This is a genomic window from Curtobacterium sp. UNCCL20, assembly GCF_900101675.1.
In the GTDB taxonomy this organism is placed as follows: domain Bacteria; phylum Actinomycetota; class Actinomycetes; order Actinomycetales; family Microbacteriaceae; genus Curtobacterium.
Genome location: NZ_FNKG01000003.1, coordinates 510,336 through 535,361, shown reverse-complemented (window position 1 = coordinate 535,361; position 25,026 = coordinate 510,336). Strand labels below are relative to the sequence as shown.

At 71.0% G+C, this 25,026-nt stretch carries 23 protein-coding genes; 19 read left to right on the top strand and 4 right to left on the bottom strand.

The window, feature by feature from the left end; genetic code table 11:
* Nucleotides 1-48 precede the first annotated feature (48 nt).
* Entirely contained in the window at nucleotides 49-2,106 is a 2,058-nt protein-coding gene (locus BLT36_RS15580) for a carboxypeptidase regulatory-like domain-containing protein (RefSeq protein ID WP_139166489.1), read from the top strand.
* 320 nt (nucleotides 2,107-2,426) lie between these two features.
* Here the strand turns inward: BLT36_RS15580 and BLT36_RS15575 are convergent, their stop codons facing one another.
* Nucleotides 2,427-3,788: an MFS transporter gene (locus BLT36_RS15575; RefSeq protein ID WP_139166488.1), complete on the bottom strand. Its 1,362-nt coding sequence runs from the start codon at nucleotides 3,786-3,788 to the stop codon at nucleotides 2,427-2,429.
* Nucleotides 3,789-4,022: 234 nt separating this feature from the next.
* A complete protein-coding gene (locus BLT36_RS15570) occupies nucleotides 4,023-5,048 on the bottom strand; it encodes a hypothetical protein (RefSeq protein WP_092096461.1) in 1,026 nt (341 codons plus the stop codon).
* 90 nt (nucleotides 5,049-5,138) lie between these two features.
* Between BLT36_RS15570 and BLT36_RS15565 the strand changes: the two genes are divergently transcribed.
* Complete coding sequence (locus BLT36_RS15565; protein WP_092096460.1) at nucleotides 5,139-5,342, top strand: hypothetical protein; 204 nt, start codon at nucleotides 5,139-5,141, stop codon at nucleotides 5,340-5,342.
* 37 nt (nucleotides 5,343-5,379) lie between these two features.
* On the opposite strand, the gene BLT36_RS15560 is transcribed toward BLT36_RS15565, so the two are convergent.
* Both BLT36_RS15560 and BLT36_RS15555 read right to left on the bottom strand, forming a co-directional pair.
* Nucleotides 5,380-6,126, bottom strand: a complete 747-nt coding sequence (locus BLT36_RS15560) for a YidC/Oxa1 family membrane protein insertase (protein WP_092096458.1) — start codon at nucleotides 6,124-6,126, stop codon at nucleotides 5,380-5,382.
* A gap of 60 nt (nucleotides 6,127-6,186) precedes the next feature.
* Nucleotides 6,187-6,471, bottom strand: coding sequence for a DUF6412 domain-containing protein (locus BLT36_RS15555; RefSeq protein WP_092096456.1), 285 nt, complete (start codon nucleotides 6,469-6,471; stop codon nucleotides 6,187-6,189).
* Nucleotides 6,472-6,538: 67 nt separating this feature from the next.
* Here BLT36_RS15555 and ybaK point away from each other — a divergent pair, with 67 nt between their 5' ends.
* The 17 genes from ybaK (at nucleotide 6,539) to BLT36_RS15470 (ending at nucleotide 24,934) form a co-directional block, all read left to right on the top strand.
* On the top strand, nucleotides 6,539-7,024 hold the full coding sequence (ybaK, locus tag BLT36_RS15550; protein WP_092096455.1) for a Cys-tRNA(Pro) deacylase: 486 nt from the start codon (nucleotides 6,539-6,541) through the stop codon (nucleotides 7,022-7,024).
* A 95-nt stretch (nucleotides 7,025-7,119) separates the two neighbouring features.
* Nucleotides 7,120-9,708, top strand: a complete 2,589-nt coding sequence (locus tag BLT36_RS15545; protein ID WP_092096453.1) for an ATP-dependent Clp protease ATP-binding subunit — start codon at nucleotides 7,120-7,122, stop codon at nucleotides 9,706-9,708.
* Between the two features lie 599 nt (nucleotides 9,709-10,307).
* Nucleotides 10,308-10,541, top strand: a complete 234-nt coding sequence (locus BLT36_RS15540) for a hypothetical protein (protein WP_092096452.1) — start codon at nucleotides 10,308-10,310, stop codon at nucleotides 10,539-10,541.
* Nucleotides 10,542-10,865: 324 nt separating this feature from the next.
* The gene (locus BLT36_RS15535) at nucleotides 10,866-11,408 is read left to right on the top strand and encodes an adenine phosphoribosyltransferase (protein ID WP_092096451.1); all 543 of its coding nucleotides are present in this window, start codon (nucleotides 10,866-10,868) and stop codon (nucleotides 11,406-11,408) included.
* Between the two features lie 154 nt (nucleotides 11,409-11,562).
* On the top strand, nucleotides 11,563-13,485 hold the full coding sequence (gene thrS / locus BLT36_RS15530) for a threonine--tRNA ligase (RefSeq protein WP_092096588.1): 1,923 nt from the start codon (nucleotides 11,563-11,565) through the stop codon (nucleotides 13,483-13,485).
* Nucleotides 13,485-14,054, top strand: a complete 570-nt coding sequence (locus BLT36_RS15525) for an HIT family protein (protein ID WP_092096450.1) — start codon at nucleotides 13,485-13,487, stop codon at nucleotides 14,052-14,054. Before thrS ends, BLT36_RS15525 begins: the two co-directional genes overlap by 1 nt.
* A gap of 12 nt (nucleotides 14,055-14,066) precedes the next feature.
* Nucleotides 14,067-14,987 carry a pyridoxal 5'-phosphate synthase lyase subunit PdxS gene (gene pdxS, locus BLT36_RS15520; RefSeq protein WP_092096449.1) on the top strand — a complete coding sequence of 307 codons (921 nt, stop codon included), beginning with the start codon at nucleotides 14,067-14,069 and terminating at the stop codon, nucleotides 14,985-14,987.
* Complete coding sequence (gene pdxT, locus BLT36_RS15515; protein ID WP_092096447.1) at nucleotides 14,977-15,588, top strand: pyridoxal 5'-phosphate synthase glutaminase subunit PdxT; 612 nt, start codon at nucleotides 14,977-14,979, stop codon at nucleotides 15,586-15,588. The genes pdxS and pdxT overlap by 11 nt, the downstream gene beginning before the upstream one ends.
* Nucleotides 15,589-15,730: 142 nt before the next feature.
* A complete protein-coding gene (locus BLT36_RS15510) occupies nucleotides 15,731-16,495 on the top strand; it encodes a YebC/PmpR family DNA-binding transcriptional regulator (protein WP_092096445.1) in 765 nt (254 codons plus the stop codon).
* A 7-nt stretch (nucleotides 16,496-16,502) separates the two neighbouring features.
* Nucleotides 16,503-17,147 carry a crossover junction endodeoxyribonuclease RuvC gene (ruvC, locus tag BLT36_RS15505; protein WP_254787696.1) on the top strand — a complete coding sequence of 215 codons (645 nt, stop codon included), beginning with the start codon at nucleotides 16,503-16,505 and terminating at the stop codon, nucleotides 17,145-17,147.
* Nucleotides 17,144-17,764, top strand: a complete 621-nt coding sequence (gene ruvA, locus BLT36_RS15500) for a Holliday junction branch migration protein RuvA (RefSeq protein WP_092096442.1) — start codon at nucleotides 17,144-17,146, stop codon at nucleotides 17,762-17,764. Before ruvC ends, ruvA begins: the two co-directional genes overlap by 4 nt.
* Nucleotides 17,761-18,798, top strand: coding sequence for a Holliday junction branch migration DNA helicase RuvB (ruvB, locus tag BLT36_RS15495; RefSeq protein ID WP_092096440.1), 1,038 nt, complete (start codon nucleotides 17,761-17,763; stop codon nucleotides 18,796-18,798). Before ruvA ends, ruvB begins: the two co-directional genes overlap by 4 nt.
* Nucleotides 18,799-18,892: 94 nt before the next feature.
* Nucleotides 18,893-19,294: a preprotein translocase subunit YajC gene (yajC, locus tag BLT36_RS15490; RefSeq protein WP_092096438.1), complete on the top strand. Its 402-nt coding sequence runs from the start codon at nucleotides 18,893-18,895 to the stop codon at nucleotides 19,292-19,294.
* Between the two features lie 86 nt (nucleotides 19,295-19,380).
* Nucleotides 19,381-21,129, top strand: coding sequence for a protein translocase subunit SecD (gene secD, locus BLT36_RS15485; protein WP_092096436.1), 1,749 nt, complete (start codon nucleotides 19,381-19,383; stop codon nucleotides 21,127-21,129).
* On the top strand, nucleotides 21,129-22,133 hold the full coding sequence (gene secF / locus BLT36_RS15480) for a protein translocase subunit SecF (RefSeq protein ID WP_092096435.1): 1,005 nt from the start codon (nucleotides 21,129-21,131) through the stop codon (nucleotides 22,131-22,133). The genes secD and secF overlap by 1 nt, the downstream gene beginning before the upstream one ends.
* Nucleotides 22,133-22,480, top strand: coding sequence for a rhodanese-like domain-containing protein (locus BLT36_RS15475; RefSeq protein WP_092096433.1), 348 nt, complete (start codon nucleotides 22,133-22,135; stop codon nucleotides 22,478-22,480). The genes secF and BLT36_RS15475 overlap by 1 nt, the downstream gene beginning before the upstream one ends.
* Nucleotides 22,481-22,537: 57 nt before the next feature.
* Nucleotides 22,538-24,934, top strand: coding sequence for a RelA/SpoT family protein (locus BLT36_RS15470; RefSeq protein ID WP_254787686.1), 2,397 nt, complete (start codon nucleotides 22,538-22,540; stop codon nucleotides 24,932-24,934).
* Nucleotides 24,935-25,026 lie beyond the last annotated feature (92 nt).

The window sequence follows — 25,026 nt, the reverse complement described above, 5'->3', positions numbered from 1 at the left end:
ATGCCGCGTCGGGGCGGCACACGGAGCACGGAGCACGGGGAGCAGTACATGCGGCGTTGGCGCACGATCACCGCAGGGATCACCGGGGTCGTCCTCGGTGCCGGCTTGGCGGTCGGGGGCGCCACCGGCGCATCCGCGACGCCGACCGGGAACTGGGGCACCTTCACGGTCAGTGGTTCGAGCAAGGCCTACACGGGTTCGGTGACGATGACCGGGTTCCCCGCGACCACGTTCACGTCGAACTCGCGGCAGTCCACCGTGATCAGCGGGGCGTCCACGTGGCAGTCCGCCGGGACCCCGGTCGGCGCAGCCGGGTACGGCACCAGCCGCGGCACCACCTACATCAACCAGCGACCGGCCGCGGACAACGCGACCTCGCCGTCGACCACCACCTACACCTTCGCCGAGCCGGCGCCGGGCGGGAGCTCGTGGGCGTTCGTCCTCGGCGACATCGACGCGGACCAGGCGACGATCTCGGCGACGGACGTGAACGGGAACCCCGTCCCGGCGGCGGCGCTCGGCTACCAGGGCTCGTACAACTCCTGCTCCCAGGCACCGACGGCCGGCGGCTGGTCCTGCCCCCCGGACCCCGACGGCACTACCGGCAAGGACGCGCCGACCTGGAACGCGGGGACCAGCACCCTCACCGGCAACGCGGGGGCGACGGACACCGCCGGCGCCACCGCCTGGTTCAGCCCGACCGCGTCGCTGAAGACGCTGACGATCAGCTACCAGCAGCGCAGCGGGTTCCCCGTCTACCAGACGTGGTTCGCCGTGAAGACGGCTGCGATCAGCGGTGTCGCCAGGCTCGACGGTGCGCCGATCCCGGGGGCGACCGTCACCGTGACCGCCCCGCGCGGCGTGCAGTACACGACGACCACCGACGCGGACGGGCGGTACACGTTCCCCGCGCTGCCCCAGATCAACGACTACGTCGCGACGATCTCCGCGCCGGACGGTGCGACCGGGTCCGCGCAGCTGACCGGGCTCTCGCTCAACACGACGATCACCGGCAACGACCGCACCGACGCCGACTTCACGTTCACGTCCCCGCAGGACACGACGTCGGTGATCGGCACGGTGGTCGATGCCGATCAGCATCCGGTCGCGAACCTCCCGATCATCATCCTCGACCCCGACGACGGCACGCCGCTCGTCAACACCACCACGAACAGCGAGGGCGTGTACACCGCGTCCGACCTTCCCGCTGACACTGATCTCCAGGTCTCGATCGGGGGCGCAGACCCGACGCCGATCACCACCGGTCCGGCGAACGCCGAACCCACGCCCTTCGCCCCCGTGGTCGCACCGCCCGCGGTCATCGCGACGGTGACCGGCCTGGTCACCCTCGACGGTTCACCGGTCCCGGCCGGGCAGGTCGTCGAACTCCTCGACGGCACCGGCGTCGTCGCATCGACCACGACCGACGCCGCCGGGCGCTACACCTTCGCCACGGTCACCGGCTCGTACACCGTCCGGACGACCGCACCGGCCGACGGCGCCACCGGGGCGACCTCGACCCCGGGCGTCGACGCGGTCGCGGGTGGCTCGGCGACGGCGGACTTCCCGTTCGTGACACCGGCAGCACCCGCCGTCGTCACGACCGAGCAGCCCGGCACCGTGACGGACACGAAGGGCGAGCCCGTCGCGGGCATCGGCGTCGTCGCGACCCCGACCGGCCCGGACTCCGGTGACCCGGTGACCACGACGACCGGTCCGGACGGCACGTTCACCCTGACCGGCCTCGAGCCGACGACCGAGTACACGATCGCCGTCGACGGTGCTGACCCGCTGACGATCACGACGCCGGACTCGGGCGCGGCTCCGGCCATCGCGATCTCGGTGCCTGCTGCCGTGGTCACGCCGACCCCGACGCCCACGCCGACTCCGACGCCGTCGCCCTCCGCGCCGGTGGTCGGTGGTGGCTCCGGCACGACACCGGTGTCCTCGACCGGCGGGACGACCGTCGGCGGTGACCTGGCGTACACCGGTGCCGACCTGACGCCGGGCCTCATCGCCGCGGGCGTGCTCGTGCTCCTCGGCGGCGGACTGCTCACCTTCCGGGCCGTCCGCAACCGTCGCCGCACCACTCACCTGCAGGACTGACCCGCCGCGCCGCGGCTCCCGCAGGCAGGGTCCGCCGAGATCGCACTTACGCGGTCTCGAGCGGGTGCGGTCACCGCTTAAGTGCGATCTCACGGAATCGGACGGGCCGGCGCACGGCGGGCCGCCGCTCGCGTTGGGCCGCCTCAGTGCGCGGGCGCCCGCCCACGCCGAGATCGCAGTTGCGCGGTCGTGAGCGGGCTCTGAGACCGCGGAAGTGCGATCTCACGGAACCGCACGGCGGTGCCGGCGGGGCGGAGTGCGCCGCGTCGCCCGCCCGCCCGCGCGTCAGCGCCCGCCCGCGCGTCAGCGCCCGCGCCGCGTCAGCGCCCGCGCCGCGTGGGCACCGAACCGGTCGCCACCGAGACGGACCCGGTCAGGGTCTGGATCGCCCGGCTCACGACGGGCACCGACGTCGTGACGACCGCCAGCGAGGAGGTGATGGCCTCGAGGGACGACGTCGACAGGTGCTCCTGCGTGTGCGAGTGCACCGGGAAGCCCCGGCGCGCGACGAGCACGACACCGAGCGACCCGAGCAGGATCGCGGCGCCCGCGAACGGCATGAACTGCAGCCCGACGACGCCGAGCGCCTGTCCGCCGATCGCTGCTCCGCCGGCGATGCCGATGTTGGACGCCCCGTTGATGAGCGCGCCGGCGATCTCGGGGGAGACCCCGCCGGTGCGGATCGCGGCGGCCATGAAGAGCGTGCCCGTGGTGCCGTTGGCGGCCATCCAGACGCCGGCGACGATCATCGTGCCGAGCAGCGACCCGTGCACGAACGGCAGCGCGGCGAAGGCGGCGGCCATCACGGCGACGGAGGCGACGAGCGTCTGGCGGGGCGCCCGGTCGACGAACATGCCGGCGAGCCAGAGCCCGACGACGCCCGTGCCGCCCAGGACGAGCAGCGCACCACTCACCATGCCGCTGGCGAGCCCGGCGTCGATAGCGTAGGGGCCGATGTACGTGTAGACGACGTAGTGCCCGGCGAACAGGAGCAGGTCGGCGATCACCACGGAGAGCAGCCCGGTCCGGGCCCAGGCCCGCGGCGACCCGATGTGCGGCGACGAGGCACCGCGCACGCTCGGCAGGAACAGGAGCGCGACCAGGGCGAGTCCGGCGGCGGCCACGGCGACGGCACCGACGGCGGGACGCCAGCCGATGGACTGCGCGACCCAGGTGGCCACCGGGACGCCGATGACGAAGCCGAGCGAGCTGCCCGAGTACACGAACGCGATGGCCCGGCCCGCGAGGCGCGGCGGCACGATCCGGGTGGCGTACGCCGACGCGACCGAGAAGAACAGTGCGTGCGCGACACCGCCGACGATCCGGCCGGCGCAGACGACGGCGAACGACGGCGCGAGCGCGATCATCACGTTCGACACGGTGTAGCCGACGAGGGTGGCGACGAGCACGGTCTTGCGGGGGAGCCGGGCGGTGAACGACGTCAGCGGGAGCGCGAGGATCGCGACCGCGGCGGCGTACACCGTGACGACGAGGCCCATGGTCGACTCGGAGACCCCGAGGTCGGCGCTCATCGGGCCGAGCAGCCCGACCGGCATGAGCTCGGTCGTGATGGCGAAGAACGTGGCGAGCCCGAGGACGGCGATACCGACGACGGACTGGCTGGTGACGGTGATCGGCCGCGTGTGGGTCGACACGGCCGAGGTGGTGGTGTTGGTGGACACGCTGCTGACCTCCTCCGGGGCACGGTGGAGCACGCGTCGGTGTCGACGTCACGACGACGATGACCGGCCGGGGCCGATCGACGATACGCGCTCGCTGTGGGATGGGTGATGTGGGTACGACTCCACGGCGAGTGCGCTCTTCCAGTGTTGCACGCAGTGGCGAACAGATGCGAGAGCCGCAGCCGTGAAGTTCCTCGGAGCGCTCCAACGCACGTGCCACGCGGGCATTCCCGATCAGTTCTCGTTCGTCACCGTGCCCTGCACACCGCCGCCCCGCAGGGTGAGGGTCAGCGTGCCGCTCGTCGACTGCGCCGACAGCGACACCGACCCGTGCAGCGCGTCGGTCCTCGGGTAGCAGGCGGACGTCGACTGGATCCGGTTCGCCGTCGCCACCAGGCAGATCGTCGAGCGGTCGGTCCCGACCCCGGCCCACACGCTCCACGGGGTGTTGAACGCGCTGCCGTCCAGCGCCCGGTTCGTGAAGATGAGCCGCGTGGTCCGCAGGCTGACCGGCGCCTCGACCGGCCCCGGCAGCTGGTCGGCGTACGTCTGCGGCGCGTCGAGCAGGTCCTCGAGCGTGATCGTCCCGGCCGTCGGCGTGACGCTCGGCGCTGCGGCCGGGTCCTGCCGCGACGTCCCCACCACGGTCCCGGCCGCGAACGCGACGCCCACCGCGGCGGCCGCGCCGAGCGCGATCCAGACGCGCGGCCGCGTGGTCCAGAGCAGGCGTCGGACACGGGTCTGCCATCGTTCGGCATCGGCCTGGAGGCGCGGCTCGGCCCCGTCGGACAGGGTCTCGTCGTGCAGGTCGTCGCGTGCACCGTCCGCGCCCCGACCTGGACGTTCCCCCGGCACCACAGCGCGCGCGTCGGCCGTCCCGTCGTCCGGCAGGGCAGCGTGCCGGTCGGCCGTCCCGTCGTTCCGGACGGCAGCGTGCGCGTCGGCCGTCCCGCCCGGCCAGGCCGTCCCGGCCGGCCGGGCCATTCCGGGTTCCGGCCCCGTCGTCGGCGCGACGGATGCGGACGGCGCACGGGACCGCTGTGGAGCCGACCCCGTGGCGGCGGCGCGGGGCGTGACCGATGTGGGCGTGCCTCCAGGCCGGCTCGTCCCGGCGCTCGTCCTCGCACCCGCACCGCGACGGGCCTGTGCGAGCCGCTGCAGTGCGATGCGTGCCTCGGCCGCCTCGGACTCCGACCCGGTACCACCCCAGGCGAGCGCCTCGAGCCGTGCCCGCTCCGCTGCGATGCCGTCGTCGGCCATGCGCACTCCTGGTCCCGTCGTGCTGTCCCGTTCATCGTCCCACCGGGCCGGTGTGCGCGCTCGCCCAGTTCGGGGGCGTAGACGGGGTCGATGACCGAGAAGCGCGATCCCGATCCCGAGACCCTCGAACCGCTCAGCCACGACACCCAGTCCGGCGAGGCCGACTACGTCGCGACGAGTCCGAACGGTGCCGGCACCGAGCGGCACGTCCCGCTGCCGGAGGAGGAGCAGGGGCGCGGGACCGAGTACGACCCCGTCGACCAGGGGCCGCAGCAGGAGGGGCAGGGCGGCTGACCGCCGCGCGTCCGGCGTTCCCGCCGCGAGCCGCCGCTCAGGCGACCAGGCGGCGGAGCACCGCACGCTCCCCGAGCGTCCACGCGGCGCTCGTGACGACGTAGAGCGCCGCCGCCAGCGGAGCGATCGCGGCGAAGACGACCGTGACGAACGGGGCGTACCGGCCGATCGCCACCGACGCCGCCGCACCCGGGGCCGGCTGTGCGCCGGGCTCCGGCACCGCCACCGGGTTCCAGCGCAGGTTCGCACGGCGGGTGAGCTCCACCACCACGGCGAGCACGACGAGCAGCAGCACCACGACCCAGGCGTGCACCCACAGCGGTGACGTGAGGGTGACGAGGAGCGAGTGCCCGAGCGGCACGCCGACGAGGGTGGCCTCGAGGAGTGTGTTCGCGACGCCGCCGATCGAGGCGTGGGTGAACAGCGTGTAGACGAGCGAGAGCACCGGCGCCTGTGCGAGCACCGGCAGGCAGCCCGCGAGCGGGGACACCTTCTCGTCCGTGTACAGCTGCTGCACCGCGCGCTGCAGTCGTTCGGTGTCCGTGCCGTACCGCTTCCGCAGCGCGGCGAGCTGCGGCGCGAGACGGCGACGGTCCCGCTCGGCGCGCACCTGCAGCACGGACAACGGCACCAGCACGGCACGCACGGCCAGCGTCAGCAGGACGACGGCGAGGGCGGCTGCGAGTCCGCCGGCGACGGGGGAGAGGGCCGCGGTGGTGGCGGCGATGAGGTCGGCGCCGCTGTGCAGCAGCGGTCCGACGACGGGCAGGGTCGTGAGGTCCATGACGTTTCCGATCGGTTCGGTGGGAGGGGTCGCGTGTGCGGCCCGGCCACCGATCGGTGGTCAGGCCGGGGCGACGACTCCCGGGGCCCGCGGTCGGGCGTGCCCGTCGGCGTCGGGGTGGCTCCACGCGATCCGCGTCACGAGGTCGGCCGGCGCACGGCTCGGCGCGACCGAATGGGCCCCGGCGAGTCCGAGCACCAGCACGAGCAGCTGCGCGACGAGCACGGCGACGGCCACGGCGGTGAGGCCGAGCGCGGCGACCGCGAGCAGCGGGAGCGCGGTCGCGGCGGGGTCGCCGAGGACCAGCGCGGCGGTGCAGCGCAGGAGGAGCTCGACGACGGTCATGGTCCGTTCACAGTAACGCCCGCGCGCCGCCGGTGGGGAAGTGGCTGGTCACGGCAGGATCAGGGGCATGACCGCAGGTTCGCCGAGCACCCCAGCGACCGTCGCCCTCGACCGTGCCGGGATCCCGTACACGCCGCACGTGTACGAGCACCACGAGACCGCCACCAACTTCGGGGAAGAGGCAGCGGCCGCCCTCGGACTCCGTGAGGAGCAGGTCTTCAAGACCCTCGTGGTCTCCGTCGACGGCACCCTCGCGGTCGCCATCGTCCCGGTGGCGAACCGGCTCGACCTCAAGGCCATCGCGGCGGCGGTCGGCGGCAAGAAGGCGACCCTCGCGGACCCGTCGCTGGCGGAGAAGCGAACCGGGTACGTGGTCGGGGGCATCAGCCCGGTCGGGCAGAAGACCCGGCTGCGCACCGTCGTCGACGAGTCGGCCCTGTCGTACGCGAGCATCTTCGTGTCCGGCGGCCGCCGCGGGTTCGACATCGAGGTGGCCCCCGCGGACCTCGTGCGGGTGACCGAGGCGACCGCCGCGGCCATCGCACGGACCTGAGTCGGGTCGCCGCAACTTCTTTCGCCCACCGGGAATGACCGGGCCCCTCCTGCGTTGCATTGAGTCGAAGGCACTCAAGTTCCCAGGAGGTCCCTTTGCCAGAGACGTTCGGTCCGACCGGCGGCAGCGACTCGTTCGACGAGTTCCTCGCACGCCTGATCGCCGCACAGAACACCGGCGCCCAGCGATCCGTACCGCTGGGGCGCCCGGTCGACATCACGCGACTGCTCAGCCGTCGCACCCACGAGATGCTCCAGCGCACCGCTGAGTACGCCGTCGAACAGGGCCAGCACGAGGTCGACGCCCTGCACATCCTGCACGTGCTCGTCCGCACCGACCCCTTCACCGCGGTCATCCGGCACGCCGGCATCGACCCGGAGCAGCTGGCCGACGAGGTCGAGCAGCGCCTGCCGATGGCCCGCGACGGACGGCCCGAGGGTCGACCCGCCCTGACCGGCTCCGCCCAGCGGGTCCTGTTCGAGGCCACCCAGGCCGCACGCGGCTTCGGCAGCACCTACACCGATCCCGAGCACGTCTTCTTCGCGCTCGTGATGGACCAGGACACCGTCACCGGGCAGCTGCTCGCGAGCGCCGGCGTCACCCCGCAGGTCATGCAGGACTACGCCCAGCAGGCCGCCGCAGCAGCACGAGAGGGGCGCCCCATGCCCGGGACCACGGCGGAGGCCGACACCCAGAGCGACTCAGAGACCCCGACGCTCGACCAGTTCGGCACCGACCTCACCGAGCGCGCCCGCGACGGCCGCATCGACCCGGTGATCGGCCGTGCCGACGAGATCGAGCAGACCGTCGAGATCCTGCTCCGACGGACCAAGAACAACCCCGTCCTCATCGGTGAGCCCGGCGTCGGCAAGACCGCGATCGTCGAGGGCCTCGCCCAGCGCATCGCGGACGGCGACGTGCCCGTCCTGCTGCAGGGCAAGCGGGTCGTGTCGCTCGACCTCGCCGGCATGCTCTCCGGCACCCGGTACCGCGGTGACTTCGAGGAGCGCCTGACGAAGGCGATGGACGAGATCGCGGCGCACGCCGACGAGCTCATCGTGTTCGTCGACGAGCTCCACACCGTCGTCGGCGCCGGTGGCGGCGGCGAGGGCGGCTCGATGGACGCCGGCAACATCCTCAAGCCCCGGCTCGCCCGCGGCGACCTGCACATGGTCGGCGCGACGACGCTCAACGAGTACCGCCGGATCGAGAAGGACGCCGCACTCGAGCGCCGCTTCCAGCCGGTCACGGTGGGGGAGCCCTCCGTGGAGGACGCCGTCGCGATCCTCACCGGCCTGGCCCCGCGCTACGCGGAGCACCACGACGTGACCTACACCGACGACGCCCTGCGCGCCGCGGTGGAGCTCTCGCACCGCTACGTGACCGACCGGCACCTGCCGGACAAGGCGATCGACCTCGTCGACCAGGCCGGAGCCCGCCGTCGCCTCGCCCTCTCGGGCAGCGTCGACGTCGACGCGCTCCGCGCCCAGGTCACCACGCTGGTGGCCGACAAGGACCGCGCGGTCGCCGACGAGCGGTACGAGGAGGCGTCGCGCCTCCGCGACGAGATCGAGGGCCTGGAGGCACGGATCACCGCCGCCGACACGGCGGACGCGAGTCGCGCCTCCAGTCACGCACCGGCTGACCGCGTCATCACCGAAGCGGACATCGCCCAGGTGGTGTCCCGCGCGACCGGCATCCCCGCGACCCGCCTCTCGCAGGGCGACCGCTCCCGCCTCGCCGCCCTCGAGGACGAACTCCACGAGCGCGTCGTCGGCCAGGACGACGCGGTGCGCGCCATCGCCACCGCCGTCCGGCGCAGCCGGACCGGCATGGGCGACCCGCGTCGACCGGTCGGGAGCTTCCTGTTCCTCGGCCCGACGGGCGTCGGCAAGACCGAGCTGGCCAAGGCGCTGGCGGGGTCGCTGTTCGGCGACGAGTCGGCGATGCTGCGCTTCGACATGAGCGAGTTCGGCGAACGCCACACCGTGTCGCGGCTGGTCGGTGCCCCTCCCGGGTACGTCGGCTACGACGAGGCCGGGCAGCTCACCGAGCGCGTCCGTCGCAACCCGTACTCGGTCGTGCTCCTCGACGAGGTCGAGAAGGCCCACCCGGACGTCTTCAACCTGCTGCTGCAGGTCCTCGATGACGGACGCCTGACCGACGGTCAGGGCCGCACGGTGGACTTCCGGAACACGGTCGTCATCATGACGTCGAACATCGGCTCCGAGTTCCTCGCGTCGCGGTCCGGTGCGCTCGGGTTCTCGGCCTCGGCGGACGGCGGGTACTCCGAGGAGGACCTGCGCGCCCGGGTGATGGGCAAGCTCCGCGAGTCCATGCGCCCGGAGTTCATCAACCGCATCGACGAGATCGTGCTCTTCCGCAAGCTCGACCGGGAGCAGCTCCGCTCGATCGTGTCCCTGCTGCTGCAGGACACCGCGCTGCGGCTGCTCGCCCAGGACATGACGCTCTCGGTGTCCGAGGCCGCCACGGACTGGCTCGCCGAGCACGGGTACGAGCCCGAGTACGGCGCACGCCCGCTCCGCCGCCTCATCCAGCGCGAGGTCGACGACCGGATCGCGACCCTCGTCGTCGACGAGGCCGTGACCGCTGGCGACACGGTCCGGATCGACGTGGTCGACGGTGCGCTGACGGCCACGGTCGCGGTTCCCGCCGCGGTCTAGTCCGTCCCACCAGAACGCCCCCGGTGCCACTCGGTGCCGGGGGTGTTCTGCGCGCCGGAGCGTTCGGTCCCGACTGTTCGGGAATGCAATTCCGACGGAATTCCGGAAAAGGGTTGCGCGGGGAATGTCGGTGTGGATAGTGTTCACGAGCATCACCACCGAGTCAGCACGAGACCGAGAGGGGGCCTGACCATGATGATCACCGCAACGACTCCGTTCCGCGGCATCCGTACGTTCGGCGGCACCCCGATCCGGGTCCGCTGAACCGGAGCGCCCGACACCTGTCGACACCTGCGCCCAGGCCTGTCCGAGCTGATCACTGCTCGCCGGACGGCCCCGGGTTCGGCCACCGCTGACGCTCGGATCGTCTCGGCTGCGCACGCTCTCGTGTGCGCACTCGACCGCGATCCGGAATGCGTCGGACCGTGGTCGTGCATGTCGGTGGTGAGTGGGACGCTCTTCGCATCGGCAGCAATTCCTGACCGCCTCCGCGCAATGCATCGCGGGGTGCGGAGTGCATTCTTGCGCATTCATTCTCGAGCCCGAGTCCCGGGCAGTTCCGTCATGCCCTGAACCGGCGTGCTCCGAAGGGGAACACCTTGTCAACGAAGACCTCCACCCGCCCTCCCGACACCCGTGCGGTCCGCCGTCGGGTCTCACTCTCCGACCGCATCGCGCTCCGCATCGGGATGTCCCTGATCATCTGGAGCCGGCGCACGCACCACGTTCGGCCGTCGGTCGACATCGCCACGCGCAACCGCCTCGAGCGGGAGCGCGAGCAGCGCGAAGCCGAGTGGTTGATCCGCACGGCCGCGCTCACGCTGTGGCACTGAGCGGCGCGGCCGTGGTGCCGTTCCGATCCGCACGGTGCGGCGTTCGCGGACCTCGCACCGTGCGGGTTCGCGGACCTCGCACGGTGCGGGGTTCGCGGTCCTCGCACCGTGCGGGTTCGCGGACTTCGCACCGTGCGGGGTTTGTCAGTCGCGGCGACCTTGGCGGCCCGGTGCGAGCTTCTGACCTCGCACCGGGCCGCCAACCGCGCACGGCGTGACGTGACCCGCACCGTGCGCCGCACCACCGGACCCGCACGGGGCGACCGACCTCGCACCGTGCGGTGACGGGCACGGCGCACCCCGCGCCTCCCGTACCGTTGTCGGGTGACCGAAACCGCAGCTGCACTCGTCGAACGCCTCACCGCCGTCGTCCCGGACTTCCCGAAGCCGGGGGTCCTGTTCCGCGACGTGACGCCGGTGTTCTCCGACGCCGTCGCCTTCGGGCGCGTGTGCGAAGCACTCGCGGCCCCGTTCGCGATCGGCGAGGGGTTCGCCGCGGTCGCCGGGATCGAGGCCCGCGGGTTCGCCCTCGCCGGCGGGATCGCGGCGCAGCACCAGGTCGGCGTGCTCACCATCCGCAAGGCCGGGAAGCTCCCCGGCGAGGTCCTCAGCGAGCAGTACGCGCTCGAGTACGGCGAGGCCGAACTCGAACTCCGCCCGGGCCAGCTACCCGCCGGCACCCGCGTGCTCGTGGTCGACGACGTGCTCGCGACCGGGGGCACCGGCGCCGCGACGATCACCCTGCTGGAGCGTGCCGGGTACGAGGCGATCGGCTTCGCGGCGCTCCTCGAGCTCGACGGCCTGAACGGGCGCGAGCGCCTCGAGCCGCGCCTGCCCGTGCAGACCCTCGGCGCCGTCCCCGCCTGAGCATCACGCTCGCACTAGTCTTGACGCACCATTTCGATCGAGGAGTCCCATCATCGTGACCGAGTCAGTCGCCCCCGCGCCCGCAGAGCTTCCCCAGGCACCCGAGCCCCGCACCGCGACGACGACCACGACGGGCACCGAGCTCTTCGAGGGCGTGCGCGGCGTCGTCGCGATCCGGGTGGCGGGCGTCCTCAAGGACCTCGCGGCCGAGGTCCAGGCCGGTGACGTCGTCGAGCCGGTGACGCTCGACGAGCAGGACGGACTGGACATCCTCCGCCACTCGGCAGCGCACGTGCTCGCGCAGGCCGTGCAGCAGATCAACCCGGACGCCAAGCTCGGCATCGGTCCGCCCGTCACGGACGGCTACTACTACGACTTCGACGTCGTCGACCCGTTCACCCCGGACGACCTCAAGGCGATCGAGAAGGGCATGGACCGGATCGTCAAGCAGGCCCAGCGCTTCCGTCGGGTCGTGGTCAGCGACGAGGAAGCCCGTCAGCGGATGGCGGGGGAGCCCTACAAGCAGGAGCTCATCGGCCTGAAGGGTGCCGCCGAAGCGGGCGACTCCGGCGAGAGCGTCGAGGTCGGCGCGGGCGAGCTGACGGTCTACGAGAACGTCGACCCGAAGACCGGTGAGGTCGTCTGGCAGGACCTCTGCCGTGGGCCGCACGTCCCGCACACCCGCTGGATCGGCAACGCGTCGAAGCTGATGCGCGTCGCGGCGGCCTACTGGCGCGGCTCCGAGAAGAACCCGCAGCTGCAGCGCATCTACGGCACCGCGTGGCCGGACAAGGACCAGCTGAAGGCCTACCTCGTCCGCCTCGAAGAAGCGGCGAAGCGCGACCACCGGAAGCTCGGTGCCGAGCTCGACCTGTTCTCGTTCCCGGACGAGATCGGCTCGGGGCTCGCGATCTTCCACCCGAAGGGCGGCATCATCCGCCGCGAGATGGAGGACTACTCGCGCCGTCGGCACGAGCAAGAGGGCTACTCCTTCGTCTACACGCCGCACATCACCAAGGGCGACCTGTTCGAACAGTCCGGGCACCTCGGCTGGTACAAGGACGGCATGTTCCCGGCCATGCACATGGACGAGGCCCGCGACGAGGACGGCAACGTCACCCGACAGGGCGCGGACTACTACCTCAAGCCGATGAACTGCCCGATGCACATCCTCGCCTACCGCTCGCAGGCCCGGTCCTACCGCGACCTGCCGCTCCGGATGTTCGAGTTCGGCACGGTGTACCGCAACGAGAAGTCGGGCGTCATCCACGGGCTCACCCGTGTCCGCGGCATGACCCAGGACGACGCGCACATCTTCACCACGAAGGAGCGCATGAAGGAGGAGCTCACCACGACGCTCCAGTTCGTGCTCTCGCTGCTGCGCGACTACGGCCTCGACGACTTCTACCTCGAGCTCTCCACGAAGGACCCCGAGAAGTACGTCGGCGACGACGACACCTGGGAAGAGGCGACGAACACCCTGCGCGAGGTCGCCGAGGAGTCCGGGCTCGAGCTCGTGCCGGATCCCGCGGGCGCGGCGTTCTACGGCCCGAAGATCTCGGTGCAGGCGCGGGACGCCATCGGCCGCACGTGGCAGATGTCGACCGTGCAGCTCGACTTCAACCTGCCGGAGCGCTTCGGCCTGGAGTACGCGGCGGCGGACGGCACGCGACAGCAGCCGGTGATGATCCACCGCGCGCTGTTCGGCTCGATCGAGCGGTTCTTCGGCGTCCTCACCGAGCACTACGCCGGCGCCTTCCCGGCCTGGCTGGCTCCGGTGCAGGTCGTCGCGATCCCGGTCGCGGCCGAGTACGGCGACTACCTCGACGAGGTCGTCGCGAAGCTCCGCAGCCACGGCGTGCGCGCCGAGGTCGACCACTCCGACGACCGCATGCAGAAGAAGATCCGCACGCACACGAAGCAGAAGGTGCCGTTCCAGCTCATCGCCGGTGGCGACGACCGCGACGCCGGTGCCGTGAGCTTCCGCTTCCGTGACGGCCGCCAGGACAACGGCGTGCCCGTCGACGAGGCGGTCGAGCGCATCCTCACCGCGATCCGCGAGCGCGCGCAGGTCTGATGACCGACGAGCAGGACCCCCTGGTCATCCGGGACGCCGCCACCGGTGCGGCCGTCCCGGATGCCTTCCAGCGGCTCTGGAATCCGCACCGGATGGCGTACATCGACGCCGGGCGCGAGGGCAGGGGCCGCGGGCACGACGACGACTGCCCGTTCTGCGAGGCGCCGCGGAAGTCCGACGAGGACGCCCTCATCGTCGCGCGGGGCGAGCACGCCTACGTGCTGCTCAACCTGTTCCCGTACAACAACGGGCACCTGCTCGTGTGCCCGTACCGGCACGTGCCGCTGTACGACGAGGCGACGCCGGACGAACTCCGCGAGATCGGCGAGCTCACGCAGACCGCGATGCGGGTCCTCCGGTCCGTCTCGCACTGCGACGGCTTCAACATCGGCATGAACCAGGGCGAGGTCGCCGGGGCCGGCGTGGCCGGTCACCTGCACCAGCACATCGTGCCGCGGTGGCAGTCCGACGCGAACTTCTTCCCGATCATCGCGCGGACGAAGTCGATGTCCCAGCTGCTCGGTGAGACCCGCCGCCTCGTCGCCGAAGGGTGGCCTCCGGCGCACTAGACTGTCGGCATCATGAGCGACAGCAGCAGCACCTCGGGCACCCCTGGCACCTCGATCACCGGCTCCGACCGCGTCAAGCGCGGCCTCGCGGAGATGCTGAAGGGCGGCGTCATCATGGACGTCGTCGACGCCGAGCAGGCCCGCATCGCGGAAGAGGCCGGCGCGACCGCCGTCATGGCCCTCGAGCGCGTCCCCGCCGACATCCGCGCCCAGGGCGGCGTCGCCCGCATGTCCGACCCGTCGATGATCGAGGAGATCATCGCCGCCGTGTCGATCCCGGTCATGGCGAAGGCCCGCATCGGCCACTTCGTCGAGGCGCAGGTCCTGCAGGAGCTCGGCGTCGACTACATCGACGAGTCCGAGGTCCTCTCGCCGGCCGACTACGTGAACCACATCGACAAGTGGAACTTCACGACCCCGTTCGTCTGCGGTGCGACCAACCTCGGCGAGGCGCTCCGCCGCATCACCGAGGGTGCGGCGATGATCCGCTCCAAGGGCGAGGCCGGCACCGGTGACGTCTCCGAGGCGACCAAGCACATCCGCACGATCAACAAGGAGATCGCGGCCCTGCGCCACCTCAAGGAGGACGAGCTCTACGTCGCCGCGAAGGAACTGCAGGCGCCGTTCGACATCGTGAAGGAGGTCGCCCAGACCGGCACCCTCCCCGTCGTCCTCTTCACCGCCGGTGGTGTCGCCACCCCGGCCGACGCCGCGATGATGATGCAGCTCGGCGCCGACGGCGTGTTCGTCGGGTCGGGCATCTTCAAGTCGGGCGACCCCGCCAAGCGTGCCGCGGCGATCGTCAAGGCCACGACCTTCCACGACGACCCCAAGGTCATCGCCGAGGTCTCGCGCGGCCTGGGCGAGGCGATGGTCGGCATCAACGTCGCCGACGTCCCCGCCCCGCACCGCCTCGCCGAGCGTGGCTGGTAGCACGACGAGCGGCGCGCGGCCCCGGATCGGGGTCCTCGCGCTGCAGGGCGACTTCCGCGAGCACATCGCATCGCTGACGGCACTCGGCGCCGACGTGGTGCCGCTCCGCCGCCCGGAGGAGATCGCGGCGCTCGACGGCGTCGTCATCCCCGGCGGCGAGTCGAGCGTGATGGACAAGCTGTCCCGGGCGTTCGGCGTCGCCGAGCCCCTCGGCGACGCGATCCGCGGCGGGCTGCCCACCTACGGCACCTGCGCGGGGATGATCATGCTGTCCTCTCGCATCACCGACGGCATCAGTGGGCAGCAGACGCTCGACGTGCTCGACACGACGGTGCGCCGGAACGCGTTCGGCAACCAGAACGACTCGTTCGAGATCGACATCCCGATGCCCGAGCTCGGCGACGCCCCGGTGCACGCGGTGTTCATCCGGGCGCCCGTGGTTGAGCAGCACGGCGCCGGTGTCGAGGTCCTCGGTGCACTGCCGGACGGCCAGGCCGTGGCGGTGCAGCAGGGGAACGTGCTCGCGAGCGCGTTCCACCCCGAGGTCGCGGGTGAGGACCGGTTCCACCGGCGCTTCCTCGACCTCGTCCGCAGCGCGTGACGCGCCCTGCGGCCGACCTCGTCCGCAGCGCGTGACGCACCCTGCGGCCGACCACGGGGCGACGCGACCAGCGCGGCGGCGGCGATCCGCGCCTCCAGGCCGCTAAACTGGATCAGATTTTCGGCGAGACGCAAGGAGCACCGTGTCCGGGCATTCCAAGTGGGCAACGACCAAGCACAAGAAGGCGGTCATCGACCAGCGCCGTGCGAAGTCGTTCGCGAAGCTCATCAAGAACATCGAGGTCGCCGCGAAGATGGGCGGTGCCGACATGTCCGGCAACCCGACGCTCGTCGACGCCGTGCAGAAGGCCAAGAAGACCTCGGTCCCCAACGACAACATCGACCGTGCCATCAAGCGCGGCGCCGGCCTGACCGGTGAGTCGATCGAGTACACGACGATCATGTACGAGGGCTACGGCCCGAACGGCGTCGCGATGCTCATCGAGTGCCTGACGGACAACAAGAACCGCGCTGCGGCCGAGGTCCGCACGGCGATGACCCGCAACGGCGGCACGATGGCCGACCCGGGCAGCGTCGCCTACAACTTCGCGCGGAAGGGCGTCATCTCGGTGACGAAGACCGACGGCCTCGACGAGGACACCGTGATGACGGCCGTGCTCGACGCCGGTGTCGAGGACGTCATCGACCAGGGCGGCGGCTTCGAGGTCATCACCGAGGCGAGCGACCTCGTCGCGGCCCGCACCGCACTGCAGGACGCCGGCATCGACTACGACTCGGCCGACGCCGAGTTCGTGCCCGGTCTGAAGGTCCCGGTCGACGCCGAGACGGCCCGCAAGGTCTTCCGCCTCATCGACGCGCTCGAGGACAGCGACGACGTGCAGAACGTCTACTCGAACTTCGACATCCCCGCCGACGTCCAGGCCGAGCTCGACGAGGACGAGGACTAACCCGATGCTGCGCGTGCTCGGGGTCGACCCCGGGCTCACGCGGTGCGGTGTCGGCGTGGTCGAGGTCGCACCGAACCGGCGTGCACGGCTCGTCCACGTGACGGTCGTCCGCACCCCGGCGGACATGGCGCTCGAGCAGCGGCTGCTGCTGATCGCGGACGGCATCGCCGCCGAGATCGACGAGCACCGGCCCGACGCGGTCGCGGTGGAGCGGGTGTTCGCCCAGGCGAACGTCCGCACCGTGATGGGGACGGCGCAGGCCGCCGGTCTCGCCCTGCACGCGGCCGCCGCCCGCGGCCTGCCGGTCGGGCTGCACACGCCGTCCGAGGTCAAGGCCGCGGTGACGGGCTACGGCAACGCCGACAAGCGCCAGGTGCAGACCATGATCGCGCGGGTCCTCGGACTCGACGAGGCACCGAAACCAGCTGACGCCGCCGACGCGCTCGCGTTGGCGGTGTGCCATGCCTGGAGGCTCGGATCACCCGACACCGTCGGCTCGCGTCCGACGAACCTCACCCCCGCACAGCGCGCCTGGCGCGACGCGCAGGGCGGCACCGTCGACTCGCCGCTCGCGCGAGCGGCAGCCGCAGCGGCCCGCCCGCAGCGTGGCACGTCGGCTTCGTCGGTGGGCGGCCGTAGGCTCGGGGCATGATCGCGAGTCTCCGGGGCACCTGCATCGACGTCGCCGGATCGGCCGTCGTGGTCGAGGTCGGGGGAGTGGGCTACGCGGTGACCGTCACGCCCGCGCACGCGCTGACGATGCGGCACGGTGCCGAGGTCTTCCTCCGCACCGCGATGATCGTCCGCGAAGACGAGCACCTGCTGTTCGGGTTCGAGTCCACCGACGCACTCCAGGTGTTCGACCTGCTCCGCAGCGTCTCCGGCGTCGGCCCGAAGTCGGCGATGGGCGTCCTCGCCCACATGGAGCCCGCCCAGGTCGCCAACGCCGTCGCGAACGACGACGACGGTGCCTTCCGCAAGGTCTCCGGCATCGGCCCGAAGACCGCCAAGCTCATCATCGTCGCGCTCGCCGGCAAGCTCGCCGCGTTCGAGCAGGCGCCGGTCGTGGCAGCCGCCCGCGGTGCTGCGGCGCACCCGGCCGCCGTCGACGTCGTCGCCGCCCTCATCGGCCTCGGCTGGCGTGAAGACGCCGCCCAGCGCGCCGTCGACGACACCATCGCCACCGAGCCCGGCGCGGCGACCATGGGCACCCAGGCGCTCCTCCGCGCCGCCCTCGGTGCACTCCGTCCCGCGGCGGCCGGCCGGTGAGCGGCATCACCGCCGCCAGCGCCGAGTCGCAGGAAGAGCTCGCGTTCGAGGGGGCGCTCCGTCCGAAGTCCCTCGACGAGTTCGTGGGGCAGCGCAAGGTCCGGGGGCAGCTCGACCTGCTGCTCCGGGCCGCGGCGATGCAGGACCGCACGCCCGACCACATCCTGATGGCGGGTCCTCCCGGGCTCGGCAAGACCACGCTCGCGATGATCGTCGCGCACGAGTCCGGCCGGCCGCTCCGCATGTCGAGCGGACCGGCGATCCAACACGCCGGTGACCTCGCCGCGGTGCTCTCGTCCCTGGTCCCCGGCGAGGTCCTGTTCATCGACGAGATCCACCGGATGGCGCGCTCGGCAGAAGAGATGCTCTACCTCGCGATGGAGGACTTCCGGATCGACGTGATGGTCGGCAAGGGCGCCGGCGCGACGAGCATCCCGCTCGACCTCGCGCCGTTCACCCTCGTCGGCGCGACCACGCGCGCCGGGCTCCTGCCGAACCCGCTCCGCGACCGCTTCGGGTTCACCGCCCACCTCGAGTTCTACGAGAAGGACGAGCTCGAACAGGTCCTCATCCGCGCAGCCCACCTGCTGGAGCTCGACATCGACCGCTCGGCGCTCCGCGAGATCGCCGGCCGGTCACGAGGCACCCCTCGCATCGCGAACCGCCTGCTCCGCCGGGTGCGGGACTACGCGCTCGTGCACCGCACCACCGACGGCATGGCGGCCGTCCAGGGAGCCCTCGACCTGTACGACGTCGACGAACTCGGCCTCGATCGCCTCGACCGCGCCGTGGTGGAGACGATGCTCACCCGGTTCGACGGGGGACCCGTTGGGCTCAACACGCTGGCGGTCTCCGTCGGCGAGGAGTCCGAGACCATCGAGTCCGTCGTCGAGCCGTTCCTCGTGCGCGTCGGGCTCGTCACCCGGAGCCCCCGCGGCCGCATCGCGACACCCCAGGCCTGGCGGCACTTCGGCCTGACACCCGGACAGGCGACCGGCGGGCTGCCGGGCCTGTTCGACGACGACACCGACTGACCGGTCCGAGCAGTCCGGGGTGACAAGCCACGCACAGACGTGTGCCCTAGACTGCTACGGCCCGAAACCGAGCAACCAGAGAAGGCATCGCATCATGGGTCAAGAAGTCATCCTCATCGTCATCGTCGTGGCGTTCGCGGCCTTCATGTTCTACAACAGCCGGAAGCGCAAGAAGCAGCAGGGCGAGCTCGCCACCAAGATGGTGCCGGGCGCGCGGGTCATGCTCTCCTTCGGTCTGTACGGCACGCTCCTGTCGGTCGACGACGAGAAGGTCACCGCCGACGTCGAGATCGCCCCGGGGACCGTCGTCACCGTGCACCGTCAGACGCTGTCCCGCGTCGTTGACGAGAGCGCCTCGGACATCGAGACGACCGCCACGCCCGAGGACGAGCCGGCAGCGCCGAAGCCCGTCGCCGAGCTGAACGGTGAGCCGATCTACGGTGAGCGCACCACGGACGCCGACACCGACGCTGCGAAGCGCAAGACCGAAGACTGACTCCTCGGCCGCCGGGTCCACCGATCCGGCGGCGACACCTGCCGCCGGTCATCGCCGTCGGTCCTGACAGAAAGACGAGACGACCGGTGGCACGATCGACACCCGTCAAGAAGGCGCTCCGTTCGCTCACCTGGTTGGTGATCCTGATGGCGGTCCTCGCGGGTCTGAACACCGCCGCGTCGATCCTCGCCGGATCCACGAAGGACGACACGGGCAAGTGGTTCGAAGGGGCCAGCTGGGTCCCGGAACTCGCGCTCGACCTGCAGGGCGGCACGCAGCTGACCCTCGCGGCGCAGAACACCGAGGGCGGTTCGGTGACGAGCCAGCAGCTCGACCAGGCCGTGAACATCATCCGGCAGCGCATCAACGCGACCGGTGTCTCGGAGTCGCAGATCAACACCCAGGGGACGAACAACATCGTCGTCTCCATCCCGGGCAAGCCGGACAAGGCGACGATCGACCGCATCGAGGCGGCCGCGAAGCTGACGTTCCGCCCGGTCCTCTACACCGAGGCCGCGACGAACACGTCCGTGGGCGACAACGGATCGACGGCATCGCCGACGCCGTACTCGCCACCCGCGTCCCTCGCGGCGACGCCGAGCGCGAAGCCGTCGAACGCGAGTGACCTCAACTGGGTCACGCCGAAGCTGCAGGACCTGTACACCAACTACAACTGCAAGGCGCCGGACGACGTCACGACGGCGCCCGACGACGAGCCCCTCGTCACGTGCGACCAGGACGGCGCGGCGAAGTACATCCTCGGCCCCGTCGAGGTCTCCGGCTCGAACATCAGCAACGCGACCTCGGGTCTCGCGACCGACTCGCAGGGCACCTCGACCGGCCAGTGGGCCGTCAACCTGACGTTCAACGGCGAGGGCACGAAGGACTTCCGCACGGTCACCAACCGTCTCGTGTCGCTCCAGCAGCCGCAGAACCAGTTCGCGATCGTGCTCGACGGCTCGGTCATCACGGCACCGTCGACGAACTCCGCGATCACGAACGGCAAGGCGCAGATCACCGGCTCGTTCACCGCCGAGTCCGCGAAGACCCTCGCGGACCAGCTCAAGTACGGTGCCCTGCCGATCAACTTCCAGGTGCAGTCGAACGAGAACATCTCGGCGACCCTCGGGACCGCGCAGCTCGTCGGCGGCCTCGTCGCCGGTCTGATCGGCCTCATCCTGGTGATCATCTACTCGGTCATCCAGTACCGGGCACTGGCGTTCGTCACCGTGCTCTCGCTCGGTGTGGCCGCCGCGCTGACCTACCTGGTGATCGCGATCATGTCCTGGCGCGTCGACTACCGCCTGTCGTTGGCCGGCGTCGCGGGGTTGATCGTGGCGATCGGCATCACGGCCGACTCGTTCATCGTCTACTTCGAGCGCATCAGGGACGAGCTCCGTGACGGCCGCGGGCTCGAGGGCGCTGTCGAGTCCGGCTGGAAGCGTGCACTCCGCACGATCCTGGCCTCCGACTCGATCAACTTCCTCGCCGCGATCGTCCTCTACATCCTCGCGGTCAGCGACGTGAAGGGCTTCGCGTTCACGCTGCTCCTGACGACGCTCATCGACGTCGTCGTGGTCGTGATGTTCACGCACCCGATGATGCAGCTCATCGCCCGCAGCCGGTTCTTCGGCGAGGGCCACAAGTTCAGCGGTCTCGATCCGGCGGCCCTCGGTGCCGTGTACCGCGGGCGGGCGCAGTTCCGTGCCCCCGTGGTGGACGGGAAGCGCCAGCGCAGCGCGGGCGAGGCGCAGCGTCGACAGACGATCGCGGAGCGGAAGGCCCAGCAGGCCTCCGGCGAGAACGGCAGCACGCCGGACGGGAAGGACGACTGATGGCCAGCTTCAGCCAGTTCGGTAGTGACCTCTACACGGGCAAGCGCTCGTACGACATCGTCGGCCGGCGCAAGACCTGGTACCTCATCGCGGTCATCGCGATCGTGATCTCCCTCGCGGTGCCGTGGCTCCGCGGCGGGTACCAGCTCGGCATCGAGTTCACCGGCGGCTCGGAGTTCACGCTCTCGGACGTCAAGAACCTCGATCAGAACCTCGCGACGGAGACCGTCGAGTCGATCGTCCCCGAGGGCGTCCCGCGCGTCTCGCAGCTCGGCCAGCACGGCATCCGTGTGCAGACCGGGCAGCTCACGGACCGTGAGACCACCGACGTGCAGGACGCGCTCGCGAAGGCGTACAACGTGCCCGAGGACAAGGTCGCGGCGACGTTCATCGGTGCGACCTGGGGCGCCGACGTGCTCAACCAGGCGATCCGCGGACTCGTGATCTTCCTCGCCCTCGCCGCCGTGTTCATGGCCGTGTACTTCCGCACCTGGAAGATGTCGGTCTCCGCGATGGTGGCGCTCCTGCACGACCTCCTCATCACGGCGGGCGTCTACGGCATCGTCGGGCTCGAGGTCACGCCCGCGGCGGTGATCGGCTTCCTGACGATCCTCGGGTACTCGCTGTACGACACCGTCGTCGTGTTCGACAAGGTCCGCGAGAACACCAGTCAAGAGTCGCACCGCACCTTCGTCCAGTCCGTCAACCTCGCGGTGAACCAGACGCTCGTCCGGTCGATCAACACCTCGGTCGTGGCGCTGCTGCCGGTCGGCGCGATCCTCTTCATCGGGTCGTACGTCCTCGGTGCCGGCACCCTGCGCGACATCTCGCTCGCGCTCTTCATCGGCATCATCGTCGGCACCTACTCGACGATCTTCATCGCGTCGCCGATGTACGCGCACCTGCGTGAGAACGAGCCGAAGATCAAGCAGGCCGACGCGAAGAAGCAGGCCGCAGCGGCCAAGCGCCAGCGCGAGGTCGACCCGGCGACGGCAGACGCCTGATGCCCGCGGAGATCCAGGAGATCGACGTCACCGAGGCCCTCCGGCGTCTCGAGTCCGGCGCTCGCCTCTTCGACGTGCGCGAGCCGGGGGAGTGGAACGACGTCCACGCTCCGCAGGCGACCCTCGTGCCGATGTCCGAGCTGGTGGCCCGGTGGAAGGAGATCGACGGCGGCGACGACCCCGCGATCATCGTCTGCCACTCGGGCGCCCGTTCGGCCCGGGTCGTGGCTGCGCTCGAGCAGTCGGGTGTGCCGGCCGTGAACCTCTCCGGCGGCATGGTCGCTTGGGAGCAAGCGGGTGCCCCGGTGGTCCGCGACGCCCAGGGCGAACCGCGTCACGAGCACTGACCGGACGCGCGTAGTCTTGTCGGATCGAGCTCGGACCGAGACCCCGGGAGACGCATCATGACGGACACGCGCGCATCCACGCCGCAGGACGCCGACGCGCCTGTCCAGACCGGCGACGGCCGCGATGGCCGCGACGGCCGCGACGGAGTCGACCGTCCGGGTTCCGCGAGCCGCCCCGGTTCCTCGCCCCGTCCGTCGAGCCCCCTCGGCCCGAACACCACCGGCAACCTCGGTTCCCTCCGGTCCCTGCTGCCGCGGCTCTTCTCGCGTGCCCAGCCCGCCGGCGCGGTCGACACCCTGATCCGCACCGTCCGGTCGCACCACCCGAAGGCCGACGTGACGCTCATCGAGCGGGCGTACTCCGTCGCCGAGCGCGCGCACGACGGGCAGAAGCGGAAGTCCGGCGAGCCGTACATCACCCACCCGGTCGCGGTGGCGCAGATCCTCGCCGACCTCGGCATCGGCCCGATCACCATCGCCGCCGCCCTCCTGCACGACACCGTCGAGGACACCGACTACCAGCTCGACCAGCTGCGCGCGGACTTCGGTGACGAGATCGCGATGCTGGTCGACGGCGTCACGAAGCTCGACAAGGTCAAGTACGGCGACAGCGCGCAGGCCGAGACCGTCCGCAAGATGGTCATCGCGATGTCGAAGGACATCCGGGTCCTCGTCATCAAGCTCGCCGACCGACTGCACAACGCCCGCACCTGGGGCTTCGTCGAGTCCGACTCCGCCACCCGGAAGGCGAAGGAGACGCTCGAGATCTACGCGCCCCTCGCGCACCGGCTCGGTATCCAGATGATCAAGCTGGAGCTCGAGGACCTCTCGTTCGCGGTGCTGCACCCGAAGCTGTACGTCGAGATCGACAGCCTCGTCAAGGAGCGCCAGCCGAAGCGCGAGCAGTTCGTGCAGAACGTCATCGGCACGCTCAAGAAGGACCTCAAGGCCGCCAAGGTCCGCGGCGACGTGATGGGCCGCCCGAAGCAGTACTACTCGATCTACCAGAAGATGATCGTCCGCGGGCGCGAGTTCGACGAGATCTACGACCTGGTGGGCATCCGCGTGCTCGTCCCGACCGTCCGCGACTGCTACGCGATGCTCGGCTCGGTGCACGCCCGGTGGACGCCGCTGCCCGGCCGCTTCAAGGACTACATCGCGACGCCGAAGTTCAACCTCTACCAATCGCTGCACACCACGGTCCTCGGGCCGCAGGGCCGCGCGGTCGAGATCCAGATCCGCACGCACGAGATGCACCAGCGCGCCGAGTTCGGTGTCGCGGCGCACTGGAAGTACAAGCAGCGCGCCGCCGGTCGCGACGTCGACTCGTCCTCGGCGAACGACGACATGGCGTGGCTCGCCCACATCACGGACTGGCAGGCGGAGACCAGCGACCCGGGCGAGTTCCTCGACTCACTGCGCTACGAGATCGGCGCGAAGGAGACGTACGTCTTCACCCCGCAGGGGAAGGTCATCGGCCTGCCGTCCGGTGCGACCCCGGTCGACTTCGCGTACGCCGTGCACACCGAGATCGGGCACCGCACGATGGGCGCCAAGGTCAACGGGCGCCTCGTCCCGCTGGAGAGCCAGCTCTCGAGCGGCGACGTCGTCGAGATCTTCACCTCGAAGAACCCCGACTCGGGCCCCAGCCAGGACTGGCTGACCTTCGTCCGCAGCCCCCGCGCACGGAACAAGATCAAGCAGTGGTTCACCAAGGAGCGCCGCGAAGAGGCCATCGAGCAGGGCCGCGACGCGATCGCGCGGGCGATGCGGAAGCAGAACCTGCCGCTGCAGCGCATCATGAGCCAGGACTCCATCTCCGAGGTCGCGTCCTCGATGCGCTACGACGACGTGTCCGCGCTGTACGCGGCCGTCGGCGAGGGGCACGTGTCGACCCAGTCGGTGATCGAGAAGGTCCTCGGCAACGTCCAGGCCGAGACCGAGTCCGACGAGCCGGACCTCACCTTCCCGCGCCAGGTCACCAGCCGGCAGCTGCGCAACAGTGACAGCGGCGTGCTGGTCCGTGGTGCGCCGGACATCCTGGTGAAGCTCGCGAAGTGCTGCACCCCGGTGCCGGGCGACCAGATCGTCGGCTTCATCACGCGCGGGCAGGGTGTGTCCGTCCACCAGGCGTCGTGCACGAACGTGAAGTCCCTCATGAACGAGCCCGACCGGATGATCGAGGTCGAGTGGGCCCCGTCGTCGAAGTCGGTGTTCCTCGTGCAGATCCAGATCGAGGCGCTCGATCGGTCGGGTCTCCTGAGCGACGTCACGCGGGTCCTCACCGAGTACCACGTGAACATCCTGTCGGCGACCGTCTCGACGTCGTCCGACCGCCTGGCGCTCAGTCGCTTCGTGTTCGAGATGGGCGACACGACCCACCTCGATCGCGTCCTCAACGCCGTCCGCCGGATCGACGCCGTCTACGACGTCTACCGCGTCAGCGCCGGCTGAGCAGAGCCCGCGTCAGCGCCGGCTGAGCAGAGCCCGCGTCAGCGCCGGCTGAGCAGAGCCCGCGTCAGCGCCGGCTGAGCCGAACCCGCGTC